Raw genomic sequence first — 16,186 nt, forward strand, 5'->3', positions numbered from 1 at the left:
CTTTCGGCTGCGGTCGCGGAACCGCTCCGCATGGGCGTGGAAATCCGATGTTTTGGCTGCCGACGCAGAGCAGTGGTCTTACTCACGCCGGGCGTTGGTTCGCACCGCCGATCGTTGAATCACGAGTGGGGCGAAGAAGTCGTACGGCGACATTCCGCTCATGGCGCTCGGCTTTTTGATTTTGATCCATCGCGGGATGCGCGGGAAATCTGGAGGCACGCTGGTAAGATATGCCGCTGCGCAAACCTGCGCGCCGCCTCCGAGTTCGCTGAGGACGACAGCATGACCCATTCGACAGGTACGACGGCATCGCACGCGGGCAACGTGAAGCTGAACTTCGCGACGGACTGGAAGTACGCGCCGGCACCGGAAAGCACGTCGCACGTCAAGCTCAATGATCGCTATGACCTGTTTATCAACGGCAGGTTCGTGGCACCGGCAAAGGGCAAGTATTTTCCGACGATCAATCCCGCGAAGGAGACGAAGATCGCCGATGTCGCTGAAGCGACCGCGGAGGATGTGGATCGTGCGGTGAAGGCGGCGCGCAAGGCCTATCACAACGTCTGGTCGAAGCTGCCGCCCAGGGAGCGAGGCAAGTACATCTTCCGCATCGCGCGGATGATTCAGGAGCGTGCGCGGGAACTGGCGGTGATCGAGTCGATGGACGGCGGCAAGCCGATCCGCGAGTCGCGCGATGTCGATGTGCCGCTGGCAGCGGCGCACTTCTTCTACTACGCGGGATGGGCCGACAAGCTCGAGTACGCCTTCCCCGGCAAAAGGCCGGCGCCTCTGGGCGTGGCGGGGCAGATCATCCCGTGGAATTTCCCGCTGCTGATGGCGGCGTGGAAGCTGGCGCCGGCGCTGGCGTGCGGATGCACGTGCGTGCTCAAGCCTGCCGAGACCACGCCGCTCACCGCGCTTAAGCTCGCCGAAATCATCCAGGACGCCGAGCTGCCTCCGGGCGTGGTGAACATCGTCACCGGTGCCGGCGAAACGGGCGCGGCCATCGTCAACCACCCCGGCATCGACAAGATCGCCTTCACCGGATCCACCGAGGTCGGCAAGATCATCCAGAAATCGCTGGCCGGGTCCGACAAGCGCTACACGCTGGAGCTGGGTGGCAAGGCGGCGAACATCATCTTCGACGACGCGGCGATCGATCAGGCCGTCGAAGGCATCATCAACGGCATCTTCTTCAACCAGGGACACGTCTGCTGCGCCGGCTCGCGGCTGCTGGTACAGGAGTCGATCCACGACGCGCTGATCCGCAGGCTCAAGGACCGGATGCAGACGCTGATCGTCGGCGACCCGCTGGACAAAAACACCGACATCGGCGCCATCAACTCGAAAATGCAACTGGAGAAGATCCAGTCTTACCTGAAGATCGGGCAGGACGAAGGCGCCGAGATGTGGTCTACGGACTGCCAGCTTCCTGATCGCGGCTACTGGTGCCGCCCGACGCTGTTCCTGCACTGCGCGCAGAGCCATCGGATCGTGCAGGACGAGATCTTCGGCCCGGTGCTGGCGGTGCAGACCTTCCGCACGCCCGAGGAAGCGATCGAGAAGGCCAACAACACCCCCTACGGATTGAGCGGCGGGGTGTGGACGGACAAGGGCGCCAAGATCTTCAGGATCACGACGAAGATGCGTGCGGGCGTCGTGTGGGCCAATACGTACAACAAGTTTGACCCCGCTTCGCCGTTCGGCGGATACAAGGAAAGCGGCATGGGCCGCGAGGGCGGCCTGCATGGACTGCTGGCTTACCTGGATCTGAACTGAGAGATGTGCCCGTATGGCCAAGAGCAACCGTAATGGCAAGGTAGACGGCGCCGTGCGAACGCACCGGCGCGCCGGGCGTATCGTGCACGACGAGATGGCCACCGAGACGCGACTGCCGGTGCTCAAGACCTACAAGGTGTACATCGGCGGAAAGTTCCCGCGCACGGAATCCGGGCGCTACTACGTGCTCAGGAACGCTCGCGGCCAGGCGGTGGCCAACATCTGCGACTGTTCGCGCAAGGACTTTCGCGATGCGGTCGTCGCCGCCCGCGCCGCGCAAGGCTCCTGGGCCTCGCGCAGCGCCTACAATCGTGGTCAGATTCTCTACCGCATCGCCGAGATGCTCGAAGGTCGCGCCACGCAGTTTATCGATGAGCTCGGTCAACTCGGCGTGCCCGCTTCGGCGGCCATGAGCGAAGTGCGGACCAGCATCGACCGCTGGCTCTACTACGCCGGCTGGGCCGACAAGTACCAGCAGGTCTTCTCCAGCGTCAACCCGGTCTCCAGCTCGCACTTCAACTTCAGCATGCTCGAGCCGATGGGGGTGGTGGCGATCGCCGCGCCGGAAACAACCGGGCTGATCGGGCTGAGCTCCGTCGTCGCCCCCGCGATCGTCGGGGGCAACACCTGCATTGCCCTGGCATCCCATGCCAAACCGCACGTGGCCGTTACCTTCGCTGAGGTGCTGGCCACCAGCGATCTGCCCGGCGGCGTGGTCAACATCCTGACCGGCAGGCGATCGGAGCTGCTCGAGCACATGGCCAGCCACATGGATGTCAACGCCATCGTGTACTGTGGCGACGATGCCGGGCAACGCGCGCTGGTGCGAAGCCGGGCGGCCCTGAACGTCAAACGAGCAATCATCTACGACCGCGACGACTGGATGAGCCACACTGCCCAGGGGCCGTACTTCATCCTCGACACCCAGGAAGTGAAGACGACGTGGCATCCCATCGGCGTGTGAGCGCATGGCGAAGATGTACCCGCACGGCGACGGAAGTCCATGCTCATCGCGAACTCGTCGAGGTGGCCGCCGGTGCGGTCGGATGCAGCAGGGTCGCCGAGCCGATGAGCTGCTCGCGCAGTCTGGCTATGGCAATTGCCCGCGATTCGGGGTTGTCTTTGGCTTGCAGGGATATCGGTTGACCCGTGACCCGCCGGATCTGCTCCACCGCCAGCGCCCGAAGTGATTCATCCTCCACAAACAGCACATCCAGCAGAAAAGAAAGATCGTTCCGCAGCTTGGCGACCTGATCGGCGGGCACGGGCGCATACTCGGCCAGGAAGGTCTCGACCATGCTGGCCTGCTGCTCGGAGAGCCTGGTGCGATCAAGCCGTGCCAGCACCATCGCGGCGGGCGTGCCGATCTGATTGAGCTGGTCCAGGGCGTTCTGCCGCTGGCGAAAGTCATCGGCGTCGAGCTGGGCCAGCAGCGTATCGATCCTGCGGCGCAATTCGTCGTCGGGCTTGAATTCCTGACCGAGCACCTGCCAGGCGATCTTCGGATCGACCGCGAAGACGGCTGCCTCCTGAGCAAAATCGCGGATGATCGGTCGAAGATAGACATCCACCTCGCGCGGATACTGCCGCCGCAGCTCCAGGAAACTATCGGCTTCCAGTTTCAAGTCGATCTCGCGCTGGTCGCCGGCCAGGTTCGAGTAATGCACCAGCAGTCGCACGGGCTGGGGTTGCTCGGCGGCGGCGCCCGGCGCGGGCGGCGGGTCCTGAATCAACTGCACGGAGGACATCGAGTTGTCGGACTCGGCGTCGCGCGCGACGATCAATCGCCCGGCGACGGCGGAGACGCTGGTGTAGACGATCCCCGCCTGAGGATCGCTCAGGTCCTGCACGAAGAGTTGGAAGTTCCTTCCCGCCGCGTCGGGTGCCTGTGCGTCGTCCGGCCCGAACAGCGCCAGCCGCACAAATCCTCGCAGATTCGGCGCGATCACGCGGACCTGCTCGCCTTGGCCGGGACGAAGCGACGTTCGGGCCGCCAGGAACTTCTGCTCGACACCGAAGCTCACAAGCTGCTGAATCGAATCGACTCTGACGATGCGCATGGCGGCGAATTGCTGCTGAAGTCTGCCAAGCTCTTCCAGCCGCTGCTCCTGGGCCGCTTTGGCCGACAGGCCCTCAGCCGTTCGCGTCGTCGCCTGCGCCAAAGCCAGCGGCGGAAACAGCATCAGCATCGTCAGGATCACGCACACGTTCATGCTCCGAATCCTATCCGCTCCGTGCCATCGAACCCAAGCAGCAATTCCGCGGCAACGGCGAATCAGTGCCCGCTCAGGTCAACTGCGGGGCATACTCCCTGAGCGTCTGCTCGAAGCTGCGCGGCTGCCAGCCGAAGTCGTCGATGAACTTGGTCAGGTCGCAGGTGTTGTCCTCCTGGCTCATGATGACCTGATCGCGATTGAAAGGCAGCATCCATGCTGGCAGGATCGAGCACAGCAGTCGGGCGTACCAGGCCGGGATGGAAACCACCAGCCGCCGGCGCCCTCGCAACACCTGCGCGCTGATGTGATGAAGCTGTGGCCAGGTGAGCTGATCCGGCCCGCCAAGCGGATAGACTTCCCCGATGGTTTTGGGATTTTGCAGGCAATCGACGAACGCGCGTGCAACGTCGCCGACGTACACAGGCTGAAGCAATCCGGCGCGTCCGCTGCCAAACGTCGGCAGCAGAGTGTCGCTGAAGTAAGGCATGAACAGGAACGGTGGCGCCGTGCCGCGGACCCATCGCGCCTCCAGGCGCATGAACTCGCCCTGCGGGCCGTGGATCAGCGACGGGCGGATGATCGTCCATTGCAGCCCGGATGCGCGGACATATTCCTCGGCCAGGAATTTGGTCTTGTGATACTCACTGACGGCGTCGGGGCGCGTGCCCAGGGCGGACATGTGGATGTAGCGATTGACGCCGGCGCGCCGGGCTGCATCCACCACGCTCATCGTCGCCTCCACGTGCATGCGATGGAACGTGATGCCGCGCGAAGGCTGTTGCCTGATGATCCCGACCAGGTGGATCACGGCCTGACACTCGCCGATGGCGTCGGCGATCGCCTGCGCGTCAAACAGGGAAGCGTTGACGGAGCTGACCAGCGGGTGGGAGAGCTGAAGCGGGCGGCGGTGAATCAGCGCCTTGACCGGATAATTGCGAGCCAGCAGTTCCTGGACGACCGCGGTTCCGACGAATCCGCTGGCCCCCGTGACAAAGACCGGGCCGGGCATGCAGTGGGCCTCCTTCCGTAACGTTGCGGCTGTGCGCAGGCTGGCAACGTAAGGCAAGGGGGCTGTCCAGGCAAACTGCTGCAACCGTGCACTGGAACGGTTGGGGGAGATTTTCTTGACGTTGAACCGGTTAATTCTCTAGAATGTTTCGTTCAAAGTTTCACAGGAGCGTCAAGGGCTTGCACGAGACGCGACCCAAAGTACTGGTCCTCAGCGGGCAGATGTCGGGACGGGCACCCGTCATCCAGTCCATCCGAGAGCACTGCGACGTAGTCGAAATCGGCTCGATCGATCAGGCGATCGAGGCGCTGCGAAACGATCACTTCGACGCCGTCTTCTCCGACTCGGCCGATTTCCTGCCGCTGGAGCGCGCGCTGGTCTCGCAGCAGGCGAGTCTGATCCTGAACACGATCGGGGAGGGCGTTTGCATCGTCGATGGCGAGGGGCGATGTAACTGGATGAACAAGAAGATGCAGGCCTGGCCGCCGCGCGTGCACGAGAAGATCCGCCGGACCTGTCAGGAAGCCTTCGAGCTTTTCAGCAAGCAGGTCTCTCCGCTCACCTCCGAATCCTCCGGCTATTTCAGCCGCTCCAAACGTTACGCACTGAACATCGAAGACCAGCAGTTTCTGGAGATGATCGCCTCGCCGGTGATCTCGCCCAGCGGACAGGTCGTGCAGGTGGTGGCCGTCGTGTGGGATGCGACCGGTTCTCGCCGCATGCAGCAGAAGATCGACGCGATCGACAAGGCCGGGCGCGAGCTGGTGCGCCTCGAGGCCGACGCGATGAGCAAGCTGAACGTCGCCGAGCGACTGAAGCTGCTGGAAGAGAAGATCGTCAGCTATACCAAAGAGCTGATGCACTTCGATCATTTCGCGATTCGGCTGCTGGATCGCCGAACCAACAAGCTGGAAGTGGTGATCAGCGCCGGCCTGCCGCCGGAAGCGGTAAACATCGAGCTGTTCGCCGAGCCGGAGGGAAATGGCATCAGCGGTTATGTGGCGGCGACGGGTCGCAGCTACATCTGCCCGGACATCGAGCGCGATCCACGCTACGTGTTCGGTGTCGAGGGGGCCAAGAGCTCGCTGACCGTGCCCCTGCGATTGCACGACAAGGTGATCGGGGTGTTCAACATCGAGTCGCGTCAGCGGGCGGCATTCACCGAGGACGACCGCCAGTTCGCCGAGATCTTCGGACGCTACGTCGCGATCGCGCTGAACATCCTGGATCTGATGGTGGTCGAACGGGTGGGCACGGCGCATAAGATCGCCGACGATGTCAATGCCGAAGTCGCCGGCCCCCTCAACGACATCGCGCTGGACGCCACCAGCCTCATGGACGAGTACATCGGGCACGAGGATCTGCGAACCAGGCTCCAGGCGATCGTGAACAACGTCCAGGCGATTCAGAAGGCGTTGCGTCAGGCGGCAGAGGGACCGAACACGATCCTGGGGGCTGGCGAGGTCAAGGGCGAGCAGGATCCGCTGCTCAGTGGCGCCTGTGTCCTGGTGGCCGACGACGAACCCAACATCCGCAATACGATCAGCGACATCCTGCGCAAGTATCACGTTTCGGTGACGGCGGTATGCACCGGGGCCGAAGCGATCGACTCGATGTCTCAGCAGAGCTTCGATCTGGTCATCAGCGACATCAAGATGCCGGACAAGACCGGCTACGATGTCTTCGCCGCCGCCCGACGCATCTCTCCATCCCTGCCGGTGATCCTGATGACCGGGTTCGGGTACGACCCGAATCACTGCATCGTCCGCGCCAGCCAGGAAGGCTTGCAGGCGGTGCTGTTCAAGCCGTTCAAGGTAGACCAACTGCTCAGCGAAGTACGCAAGGCATTGCAGGCGGTTCCCGCCAAGAGCTAGCTCGCCCCCCCCCCGCGCAAGTCACGCCGCCGTCTCGCTCCGAATCATTCGAATTCCAGTCCGTAGATTTTGGCCTTGTCCAGCTTGAATCGCAGGACGATCGGCTGGCGGTCGGCAATGCCCAGATCGTCGGCGCCCTGCCAGGTCACGGGCGTGCGGAACTGATCGCCAACGATCGGTTTGGCCTGGGCGAAGCTTCGCCCCGGCAGGGGGTTGGCGTGCACATCGCAGGCCTCGACCAGGATGCTGCCAGCGCGCTGGGTGACCGCGTTGATCAGCAGCCGTTTGCCTGGCGCTACGAACGCGACCGTCGTGAACTCACCCTGCTCAGGCGCTTCGAGCGCGACAAGCCTTCCCTTCGGCCAGATCGCCAAACCGACATCGTAGCCCCAGGCGCCGCGCGGATACTTGTGTGGATACACGTAGCCCGTGTAAGGCAGCGCCCAGCTTCGGTCGGGCAGCTCCACCAGGGTCGGATGCGCGAAGATGCATCCGCCGTCCCATTGTCCGGGCGTGTTGGTCTTCAGCACCGGCGAGCCGGGAATCCGCGTCCAGTTCTTCGTATTGTCGCTGGACCATACCTCGATGCTGGTGGTGTCGTCGGCCTGGTGGTAGATCGCCGGAAACAGCAGGTGATGATCCGGCGCGCCGGGGATGGTGGTCTTGCAGTTGGTGTAGAAGGTGTCGGTGGGGGGAATGTCGGCGCCGGGCTGGATGATCAGCTCCGAGAGGGGAAATTCGCGGAAGTTGTCGGTTTCGCTGCGGCCGATGGCGCGGCGGGCGATGAAGTCGTGCATTCGCCCCTCCGGTCGCTGCGCCCCGGGCGCCCGCGGCCCCAGCAGTTGTGCCCGCGTGAACATGATGTACTTGTTCAACTGTTCATCGAAGTAGGCGATGATCTGCGTATCGCTGACCTCGACGCTGATCGGCTCGGTCAGCTCCGTCCAGTTGAACCCATCCGGGGAAACCGCGGCCCGGATCGAGTGGAATCGCCCGGGGTCTTCTTCTTCGGCGAATACGGAGATCGGACGTCGCTTGCGGTACTCCTGAATGATTTTGGGGTCGGTTCTGGCGGCCCAGATCGACTTGTAGCGCTCCGCCGGCGGCGCATGCGGATCGACGAAGATGTAGCCGCCAGGCGCGTTGTAAAGATTGTTGTCCCTGCTGCCGTTGTACTCGACCAGCCCGAGGCTGGGGCGGGTCCAGGTTTTGCCGTCGGTGGATTCGAAATAGCAGCCGAAGCTCTTGCCGCGAGCTTCCTGAGCACCGGCCCACAGGCGGTACTTGCCGTTTTCGTAAATAAGGGTATTGCCGCTGATGCCCATTTTTTCCCAGGGCATCTCGCGGCGGATGATCGGCTGGCCGCGCTGCGCGGGCTCGGCGACGATGCGGATGCCGCGCGGGGCCAGATAGATGTCGAAGTGGGCGTCGTCGGGTCCGGCTTCGAACTCGCCGGAGGCGTAGACGCTCTTGCCGGAAGCATCCTTCCAGTCGAGCTGCCCCGGGCGAATGAAGTACCAGTTGGTGAAGACCATGCGTTTGCCGGCCAGGGCATACGGCTCGCCGACGCTGCGGGTGTGATCGATCGCCAGGGCCGCGGCGTGCAGGCCGATCGCGCCCAGCATCGCCGCCAGTGACGTGAGAATGCGGGTGGTGTTCATGGCGGTACATCCTGCCACGGGCAATCTATGAAATCAATGCTTTATCGATTATTCTGATTCCATGCCTCACATGACCAGTCGTGAACGCGTTCGCGCGGCGCTGGATTTCCAGCCGCCCGATCAGTTGCCCTGCCATGAAATGTTCTGGGACGACACGATCCCCACCTGGCAACAGCAGGGAATGCCCGCCGACGTGCATCCGTCCGACTACTTTGGGCTGGACATCGCCTGGATGTACCTGGATACCTCTCCGCAATGTCCGCAGCGGCAGTTGCGTCGCGAAGGGGGATACATCACCTACCAGGACCGCTACGGCTGCACCATCACCAAGCCGGTCGACAAGACCGGAAGTCTGGACTTCAAGGATCACGTCACCACGGATCGCAATGCTTGGGAAAAGCTCAAGCCTCAACTGACACTGAGCCCGGACCCCAATGCCCCGGCACGCATCGACGATGCTTCGTACTTCGCGCACATGGATCCTTATCCGGACTGGCCGACGGCGCAACGCAAGTATCGCGCGCTGCGCGACACGAATCGCTACGTGCTGTTCCGCGCGTATGGCCCGTGGAACGCGGCCTGGCGGCATCGCGGCATGGAACAGCTCATGATGGACCTGATCGAATCGCCGGACTGGGTGCAGGACATGGCCGAAACGTACCAGTCGCTGGTGATCGCGATTCTCCGCAAGTGCCTGGACATGGACATGCGCCCCGACGGCTTCATCATGTTCGAGGACCTGGGATGGAAAAAGTCGATGCTGATCTCGCCGCAGGCGTGGCGGCGATATCTGCTGCCATCGGTGCAGCGGGTGGGGCAGTTCCTGCGTGACAACCGCATCGATTTCTGGACACATTCCGACGGCGCCATCGAGCCGATCATCGACGACCTGATTGAGTGTGGATTGAAGTTGCTCAATCCGCTGGAGACCGCCGCCGGGCTGAACGTCGTCGAGATGCGCCGTCGTTACGGCAAGCGGTTGGCGTTCTGGGGGAACATTTCCGTTACGAACATGCTGGGGCCAAAGGAAGCGCTGCGGGCCGAGATTCATCAGAAGGTGCCGATCGCCCGGCAGGGCGGGTACATCTTCGGCTCGGATCATTCGGTCCCGCCGCAGGTCAGCTTCGAGCGATACCGCTGGATGCTGGCCGAGGCGCGGGCGTGCTTCCTCGGAAAAACGCAGGGCTGAGGGCGCAGCAGGAGCAACGGATATGCCTTGCCTCAGAACTCAACGACGGCCTTGATCAGCCCGGCGCTGGTGTTGAGCCATTCGGGCAGCCGCCCGATGAGCTGATCGCAACGTGCGCGGTGGGTGATCCAGGGGGTTGTGTCGATCTGCCCTGACTCGATCATCGCGATGATGCGGGTGAAATTGGCGGGCAGGGCGTTGCGAGTGGCCAGCAGCGTGATCTCGCGACGATGAAAGTTGGGATCATCGAAGCTGAGCTGACCCTGGAACAGGCCGACGAAGACGATCCGCCCGCCGGGGGCGACCAGCTCGAACGTTCTGGCCATCGACTGGGGGTTTCCGGTGGCGTCGAAGATGGCGGTGGGCAGCTCGCCTTCACTCAGGTCGCGCAGTTGCTGCAAGAGATCGGCACCTGCATCGATGGTGTGCTGCACATGGAGTTGCCGGCGACAGAAATCGAGGCGTGACTCGCGGATGTCGGCGACGATCAGGTTGGCGCCGGCGGCTCGAGCGAACGGGATCACCGACAGGCCGATGGGCCCGGCGCCCAGGATCAGGACCGTCTCGCCCGGCTCCAGCGCAGCGCGATCGGCGGCGTGAGCGCCGATGGCCAGCATTTCGACCAATGCGAGCTGATCCAGGGACAGCGTCTGAGACCGGTGCAGCTTGTTGATGGGCACGACGATCCGCTCGCGCATGCCGCCATCGACGTGCACGCCCAGCACCACGAGCGAGGCGCAGCAGTTTGGCTTGCCGCGCCGACAGGCGATGCACCGCCCGCAGTTCAGGTATGGCTCCACCGAGCAGCGGTCGCCCGGCTTTACACTGGACTGCGGTCCGTCGCGGGCGTTTACCTGCTCGACCACGACGCCCAACTCGTGGCCAAGAATTCGCGGATAGCTGAAAAATGGCTGGCGGCCATGGTACGCGTGCCAGTCGGTCCCGCAGATGCCCACGCGATGCACGCGAACCAGCGCATGGCCCGGCGGAACCTCAGCCGGTTCATCCGTCTGCGTGAAGCGCATCTGGCCGGGCTGATCGAGGATGAGCGTGTTCATCTTCACTGCTCTGCGCGGGAATCGTACCCGATCGGCCAACCCGGCGGCCAGCCGTCGCGTCTCGCCAGATTGTTCGGATCTGCCCAGTCTCTCGCGGCTGTACGTTGCACTGAACAGATGCCGGGCTGTGTCACGGGCGTCGCGCCCGCGCAGGGGATCAACTCATCACCGGCCAGACAGCGCGTGATCACCGCGCCCCTGCGGCGTCATCCGCGAACTATCTCAGGCCAGGGTCGGCTTTGCCGTTCCACCAGCCGTTGTCGGGCTGGCCGTCCTGGTTAAAGTCGTCCATCTCCCTGAGGGTCATGGGCTGGGCGTGGCCATCGCAGAACAGGACATTGACCTTGCCGTTGTTGCGTTCGGCGGGGGTAGAGCGGTGCAGGGGGTCGCCGTCGTTGCCGCCGGTGTAGCCGTAATTGCCCGGGCCGGGCGTGGCGCTGCTCTTGCGACTGCCGCGCGAGCCCAGCTCAAGCGACATCAGCGGGGGATCGATTACGTACACGCCTTCACTGGTCCACGTCGCCCCGCCGTTCTTCGAGCCGTTGGTGTCCGCGACGGCGATCGTTTTGGCCGACGCGCGAATCGCCGATTCCTTCGCGAAGTACTCACTGACCCCCGGCCAGGTGCGCCCGTTGCCCAGGTACTGCCAGTTGTATCCGTATCCCCCGAAGAACACCGACGTCGGGAGGATTCCCGGGTTGGCGTTGGGATCGACGGTGTGGTGGAAGGGTTTGTTCATCCGCTTTCGCTCGTTTTCGTCCAGGTGCGGGCTCATGTACACCTCGGTATTGCGCATGAACGGATAGATTGCATCGGCCCAGCGGAAACGCGCGCGATCCTTCATGCTCTGCCAGGCGGCCAGAGGATAGTAGCCACGGTTGTGAACTCGATACTGGACCAGCCCAACCCCGATTTGGCGGAGGTTGCTGAGGCTGGCGGTGGAACGGGCGGCGTGCCGGGCTTTGGAAAGCGTCGGCAGCAGGATGGCGATCAGCAGGGCGATGATCCCGATGACCACCAGCAGTTCGACCAGCGTGAAGGCCGGGCCGGAGGCTGTGCTTTTCCGATGACGCATCTGCCGACGGGTGTTGATTCGAACACTCATGACGATCGACTCCGTGATCCCAAGCTCAGCCAGGGCCAATTTGATTGAACCGCGGGGCAGGGCTAGGCTGAGGTAGGCGATGCCCGGCGGCATTGTAGAAGTTGAGACTCAATCTCAATATAATCTCAGGAGCAAACTGTCAAGAAGAGATCGCAAGTCTTGTTGTGCCGCTCTAATCCTCAATTTTGAGGGATTCAGGCGATTGACAGCAGATTAAATGGTCGGAAATGTCGTTCGGAAATGACCACAAGAAGGTAGTGGTGGCGATGAGCGGCGGCGTGGACAGCTCCGTCGCTGCGGCGCTGCTGCTGCGCGCCGGCTACGAGGTCGTCGGCGTGTTCATGCGCCTGGGCTGGCCCAATGGCGTGGCACGTGACGAGGCGGAAGGCTCGGCTTCGGCCGACATTTCCTGCGATCCATCGGGCAAGAGCAGGCAGGGGTGCTGCTCGGTGCTCGATGCCGCCGACGCCCGCCGCGTCGCTGGTGCCCTGGGCATCCCGTTCTATGTGTTGAACTTCGAGGAAGACTTCGATCGCGTGATCGACTACTTCGTCGCCGAGTACAACCGCGGGCGCACGCCCAACCCGTGCGTGCGCTGCAACGATTGGCTCAAGTTCGGCAAGCTGGCGCGTTATGCCGAGGCGATCGGCGCCGATTACGTGGCCTCCGGACACTACGCCCGCATCGGGACTGATCCGCTTACGGGCGAAAAGGCGCTGCTTCGCGGTCGCGACCATCGCAAGGACCAGAGTTATGTCCTGTTCGGCATGACCCGCGCCGCGATCGAGCACACGCTGCTTCCCATTGGTGAGTTTGAAAAGCAGGACGTGCGGGCCATCGCGCGCGAGCTGGACCTGCCGGTCCACAACAAGCCCGATTCGCAGGAAATCTGCTTTGTCCCGAATCAGGACTACGCCGGACTGCTCAGGCGTCGCGCGCCTCAGGCGTTCAGCCCCGGCAAGGTCGTGGACAGCAGTGGCAAGGTCGTCGGCGAACACGAAGGCCACCAGCATTTCACCATCGGCCAGCGCCGTGGCGTGGGCGTGGCGCTGGGGTATCCGCTGTACGTCGTCGATATCGATCCCCACGAGAACCGCGTGATCGTCGGCGGCCGTGAGGACCTGCTGCGCTCGAAGCTGGTCGCCAGGCAGATCAACATCCTCAATTCGCGGCTGCGCGATGCCGCCGTGTGCCCTGAGCCTTCTGCCGCTGCGCATGGTCCGATCCGCTGCCAGGCCAAAATCCGCTACAACCACGCTCCCCAGCCCGCGACGGCGACGCTCAGCGGCCCCGACGAGCTGACCGTCCACTTCGACGAGCCTCAGTCGGCGATCACGCCGGGCCAGGCGGTCGTTCTGTACGATGGTGACGTAGTGCTGGGCGGCGGCTGGATCGAACGAAGCGAACGATGAGTGTTCAGGCCCTTTCGTCCACCGCCAGTGGCGGTTGTGATTCCGGATCGCGACGCACTTGCTGACATCTGGTAAATATCTGCCTGTGCTGCGAAGGAACGTGCTCATCTTCCACCAGGCGGCCTTGGGCGACTTCATCGTGACCTGGCCGATCGCGATGGCTCTGTCGCGGATTCTGCCGCAGAGCCGGATCATCTATGTCACACATTCGCAGAAAGGCGCTTTGGCGGAGCGCGTACTGCGGGTGGAGCGCGCCGACGCCGAGGCGGGCTGGCACCTGCTGCATCTTCCGCCGCCACAGGTTCCGCAGTTGCCCGATCGGTCGCAGCAGTTGCTCGACGCCGCGCACACAGTGGTGAGCTTCACCGCCGGGCAAACCGATGCGCTGGCACAGGGGCTTGCCCGGGTTGCGCCTCATGCCAAGCTTGTCTGCCTCGATACTCGCCGCAATGTCCCGGCGGTTCATGTGAGCGAATCGCTGGTGTGCCAACTGCACGACTGGCCGGCGCTGGCGGGGGCGGCGCAGCAGATGCTCCGCTCGATCGCGACACGCGGCATCGCGTTCAACCGCACGCCGCAGAGCGGCCGGGCCGTCATCCATCCAGGCGCCGGCAAGGAATCCAACCGCTGGCCGGCACAGCGCTTCCTGGAGTTGATCCGTGCGCTGCAAGCCGCCGGGCGAAGCGTTCGCGTGCTGCTGGGAGAGGCGGAGATCGATCGCTGGCCGGGGGAACTGGTCGCACAGTTCGAATCGCAGGCCGAGGTCCGCCGTGCGCGCACGCTGCTGGATCTGCTGGAGGAGATCGCCGCCGCGGCCGTGTTCGTGGGCAACGACAGCGGCCCGGGGCATCTGGCCGGAATCCTCGGCGTGCCGACGGTCTCGCTGTTTGGGCCCAACAGCGATCCGGTCCGCTGGCGACCGCTGGGGCCGGCGGTGAGTTTGCTGTGTGCCGCGGCGATGGAGGAGATTCGGGTAGACCAGGTCCTGGCCGCTGCAAATCTCGCTGCTGGCGTCAGTGAATGAAGCGCATGTCACCGAAGTTGGGAATCAACGCCGGTGCTGAGTTAAAGGGCCTGAACCCGGCCGGCCAGTAAACGAAAAATGCCTTGCCGAGCATGAATCGCCGCGGCACCCGCCCGGGCAGAACCTTCAAATCCTCGTTGGGCAGGAAGATCTCCTTTTCCCAGTAGCGGGCATCCAGGCTCACGAACGAGTTGTCGCCGAGGACGAAGAACTCATCGGGCCCCAGGACCATCAGCCGCCTGGGGAAATCGGCCGGCGAAGCCCAGGGCAGCGGCAGGCCGTTGCGGTCGCGATTGAGGTAGTACACATCCCGCCACAGCGTGATGTGCGACAGCGTGCTGCGTTGCCTTTCGGCGCTGATTCGCACCTCGGCCTGTGGCAGCGGGCGGTTGGCGCGGAAGGCGGCGTAGAGTTTTTCGATGTCCGGGTGATACTGCTGCTCGCTGGTTGCAAGCTCAACGCGATCGTCGATGCGTACCGATACGCGATAATCGACGTTCTGCATTTCCACGTGTACCGGACCGCTGCCGCGCGGCAGCTTCGCCGGACCTGCCACTCGCCGGCCGTTCATCAGTAGCTCGAACTGATCGCGCGTGATCGCAGCCTCGAAGACGTCGTCGTGCTTGGTGAGCTGGACGCGCAGCGGTCCGTCGCCCTGGCGGCGTTCGTAGAAGAACGAGAGCTTGACGTCGCTGACATTCGCCGCCGGCGCGTAGCCGCCGCGACGGTAGGTGTCCGAGTCATTCGGACCGTGATCAACGGTGACGTCGTAAGCCAGCCAGTCGGTCAGGGCATGCTTGAGGGGATTGGCCGCCGGATCGAAATAAACACTGGCGGCGCCGTCGGGGTTGTCAAAGATGAAATTGCGGTTCCCCGGCGAGCCGTCGCCGATCGTCCAGCCGGCCTGGCCCGGCTCGAGTTTCCAGGGCTGTTCCCATGGCGGGTCCCTCTCCTCGATCTGCCCGCGCGGGTTGGTGACTACGCGGTCCAGCCCGCGCGGCTGATAGTCGTTGTCGTACACGATCCGCCACAACGCTTCCTGCACATGCCGGGGCTTGGTCTGCACTTTGAAATCCGTCAGTTGCGGGTCGCGCGCGTTGGTGACGTAAACGTCGCCGTCCAGGACCATGATCGTTTCGCCGGGTTTGCCGACCAGGCGCTTGATGTAATTCTGTGCGTAGTCGAATCGCTCCGGGCGCTCGGGGCTTTTGAACACGACCACGTCCCATCGCTGCGGGTCCTGCAACAGATACAGATACTTGAGCACCAGGATTCGATCGCCGTAGCGGACGAACGGTTCGGTGGCGTCGTTGGCCGGGTCATCCGGGTTGTATCGCGGCAGGCGATAGCCGCAGTTGGGGCAGAAGATGGCGAAGACCTTGTTTCGCGCGATCGAGTCGATGCGGATGTCGTCGGTGCCGGTGTCGATGCCCTGATAGTTGACTTCGAAACGATAGCCGCAGTCCGGGCAGCGGAAACGCATATGGGCCCCCAGCAGCGTGGGGGCCATCGAGCCGGTTGGTATGACGAATGCCTCGACAATAAACGCGCGGAAGATGAACGCCAGAATGAATGCGACCAGGATGGATTCGATCGTGTCCTTGACGCTGCCTTCGACCGAGCCGTTTTCGGTCGGCGGGCGGCTCGAGAGCACCTGTGGCTGGGCGGCGGGCGGTGGCGGAGTGGGCGGGAGGTGCCCCCGCGGCGAGCCGTGGCTTGATCCGGACGATGAAGCAGGCACGGCGGAACTCTGCGATCGCTGGTCCATAAGTGGGGGATGTTATGCGAACGCCCGGCGGGCGAAAAGCCGCCGGGTCAAGCGCCGTGCCGATCGACTGGGCCAGCACTCCACAGGCACA

Annotated in this window: 12 protein-coding genes; 6 read left to right on the forward strand and 6 right to left on the reverse strand. The window is 63.6% G+C overall.

The features are described 5' to 3' along the window. Positions 1-282: 282 nt before the first annotated feature. Together ACQS5P_RS19070 and ACQS5P_RS19075 are read left to right on the forward strand one after the other, a co-directional pair. Positions 283-1,779 carry an aldehyde dehydrogenase family protein gene (locus tag ACQS5P_RS19070; protein WP_428938205.1) on the forward strand — a complete coding sequence of 499 codons (1,497 nt, stop codon included), beginning with the start codon at positions 283-285 and terminating at the stop codon, positions 1,777-1,779. Positions 1,780-1,792: 13 nt separating this feature from the next. Beyond that, the gene (locus ACQS5P_RS19075; protein ID WP_428938206.1) at positions 1,793-2,743 is read left to right on the forward strand and encodes an aldehyde dehydrogenase family protein; all 951 of its coding nucleotides are present in this window, start codon (positions 1,793-1,795) and stop codon (positions 2,741-2,743) included. 43 nt (positions 2,744-2,786) lie between these two features. Here the strand turns inward: ACQS5P_RS19075 and ACQS5P_RS19080 are convergent, their stop codons facing one another. Together ACQS5P_RS19080 and ACQS5P_RS19085 are read right to left on the reverse strand one after the other, a co-directional pair. Next, positions 2,787-3,992 (reverse strand): hypothetical protein, encoded by a 1,206-nt coding sequence (locus ACQS5P_RS19080; RefSeq protein WP_428938207.1) that lies wholly within the window; start codon positions 3,990-3,992, stop codon positions 2,787-2,789. 73 nt (positions 3,993-4,065) lie between these two features. Further along, the gene (locus ACQS5P_RS19085; RefSeq protein ID WP_428938208.1) at positions 4,066-5,004 is read right to left on the reverse strand and encodes a complex I NDUFA9 subunit family protein; all 939 of its coding nucleotides are present in this window, start codon (positions 5,002-5,004) and stop codon (positions 4,066-4,068) included. Between the two features lie 143 nt (positions 5,005-5,147). Here ACQS5P_RS19085 and ACQS5P_RS19090 point away from each other — a divergent pair, with 143 nt between their 5' ends. After that, positions 5,148-6,878 (forward strand): response regulator, encoded by a 1,731-nt coding sequence (locus tag ACQS5P_RS19090; protein WP_428938209.1) that lies wholly within the window; start codon positions 5,148-5,150, stop codon positions 6,876-6,878. A gap of 44 nt (positions 6,879-6,922) precedes the next feature. Here the strand turns inward: ACQS5P_RS19090 and ACQS5P_RS19095 are convergent, their stop codons facing one another. Then, positions 6,923-8,539, reverse strand: coding sequence for a hypothetical protein (locus tag ACQS5P_RS19095; protein ID WP_428938210.1), 1,617 nt, complete (start codon positions 8,537-8,539; stop codon positions 6,923-6,925). Positions 8,540-8,609: 70 nt separating this feature from the next. Between ACQS5P_RS19095 and ACQS5P_RS19100 the strand changes: the two genes are divergently transcribed. Next, positions 8,610-9,728, forward strand: coding sequence for a uroporphyrinogen decarboxylase family protein (locus tag ACQS5P_RS19100; RefSeq protein WP_428938211.1), 1,119 nt, complete (start codon positions 8,610-8,612; stop codon positions 9,726-9,728). 32 nt (positions 9,729-9,760) lie between these two features. On the opposite strand, the gene ACQS5P_RS19105 is transcribed toward ACQS5P_RS19100, so the two are convergent. Together ACQS5P_RS19105 and ACQS5P_RS19110 are read right to left on the reverse strand one after the other, a co-directional pair. After that, positions 9,761-10,786 carry a zinc-binding alcohol dehydrogenase family protein gene (locus ACQS5P_RS19105; RefSeq protein ID WP_428938212.1) on the reverse strand — a complete coding sequence of 342 codons (1,026 nt, stop codon included), beginning with the start codon at positions 10,784-10,786 and terminating at the stop codon, positions 9,761-9,763. 217 nt (positions 10,787-11,003) lie between these two features. Continuing rightward, positions 11,004-11,891, reverse strand: a complete 888-nt coding sequence (locus ACQS5P_RS19110; protein ID WP_428938213.1) for a DUF1559 domain-containing protein — start codon at positions 11,889-11,891, stop codon at positions 11,004-11,006. Between the two features lie 227 nt (positions 11,892-12,118). On the opposite strand from ACQS5P_RS19110, the gene mnmA reads away from it, so the two are divergent. Together mnmA and ACQS5P_RS19120 are read left to right on the forward strand one after the other, a co-directional pair. After that, positions 12,119-13,303, forward strand: a complete 1,185-nt coding sequence (gene mnmA, locus ACQS5P_RS19115) for a tRNA 2-thiouridine(34) synthase MnmA (RefSeq protein WP_428938214.1) — start codon at positions 12,119-12,121, stop codon at positions 13,301-13,303. 85 nt (positions 13,304-13,388) lie between these two features. Further along, the gene (locus tag ACQS5P_RS19120) at positions 13,389-14,327 is read left to right on the forward strand and encodes a glycosyltransferase family 9 protein (RefSeq protein ID WP_428938215.1); all 939 of its coding nucleotides are present in this window, start codon (positions 13,389-13,391) and stop codon (positions 14,325-14,327) included. On the opposite strand, the gene lepB is transcribed toward ACQS5P_RS19120, so the two are convergent. Continuing rightward, entirely contained in the window at positions 14,317-16,095 is a 1,779-nt protein-coding gene (gene lepB / locus ACQS5P_RS19125) for a signal peptidase I (protein ID WP_428938216.1), read from the reverse strand. The two genes, ACQS5P_RS19120 and lepB, sit on opposite strands and share 11 nt — an antisense overlap. Positions 16,096-16,186: the final 91 nt, after the last annotated feature.

The organism is Fontivita pretiosa, from assembly GCF_050410795.1.
Lineage (GTDB): Bacteria > Planctomycetota > Phycisphaerae > Tepidisphaerales > Tepidisphaeraceae > Fontivita > Fontivita pretiosa.

Excerpts from the sequence above, each read along its gene's own strand:
- ACQS5P_RS19070 (WP_428938205.1), top strand. The coding sequence starts at position 283 with ATGACCCATTCGACAGGTACGACGGCATCGCACGCGGGCAACGTGAAG.
- ACQS5P_RS19095 (WP_428938210.1), bottom strand. The coding sequence starts at position 8,539 with ATGAACACCACCCGCATTCTCACGTCACTGGCGGCGATGCTGGGCGCG.
- ACQS5P_RS19110 (WP_428938213.1), bottom strand. The coding sequence starts at position 11,891 with ATGAGTGTTCGAATCAACACCCGTCGGCAGATGCGTCATCGGAAAAGC.
- ACQS5P_RS19080 (WP_428938207.1), bottom strand. The coding sequence starts at position 3,992 with ATGAACGTGTGCGTGATCCTGACGATGCTGATGCTGTTTCCGCCGCTG.
- lepB (WP_428938216.1), bottom strand. The coding sequence starts at position 16,095 with ATGGACCAGCGATCGCAGAGTTCCGCCGTGCCTGCTTCATCGTCCGGA.
- ACQS5P_RS19090 (WP_428938209.1), top strand. The coding sequence starts at position 5,148 with ATGTTTCGTTCAAAGTTTCACAGGAGCGTCAAGGGCTTGCACGAGACG.
- ACQS5P_RS19100 (WP_428938211.1), top strand. The coding sequence starts at position 8,610 with ATGACCAGTCGTGAACGCGTTCGCGCGGCGCTGGATTTCCAGCCGCCC.
- ACQS5P_RS19085 (WP_428938208.1), bottom strand. The coding sequence starts at position 5,004 with ATGCCCGGCCCGGTCTTTGTCACGGGGGCCAGCGGATTCGTCGGAACC.
- mnmA (WP_428938214.1), top strand. The coding sequence starts at position 12,119 with ATGTCGTTCGGAAATGACCACAAGAAGGTAGTGGTGGCGATGAGCGGC.
- ACQS5P_RS19105 (WP_428938212.1), bottom strand. The coding sequence starts at position 10,786 with ATGAACACGCTCATCCTCGATCAGCCCGGCCAGATGCGCTTCACGCAG.
- ACQS5P_RS19075 (WP_428938206.1), top strand. The coding sequence starts at position 1,793 with ATGGCCAAGAGCAACCGTAATGGCAAGGTAGACGGCGCCGTGCGAACG.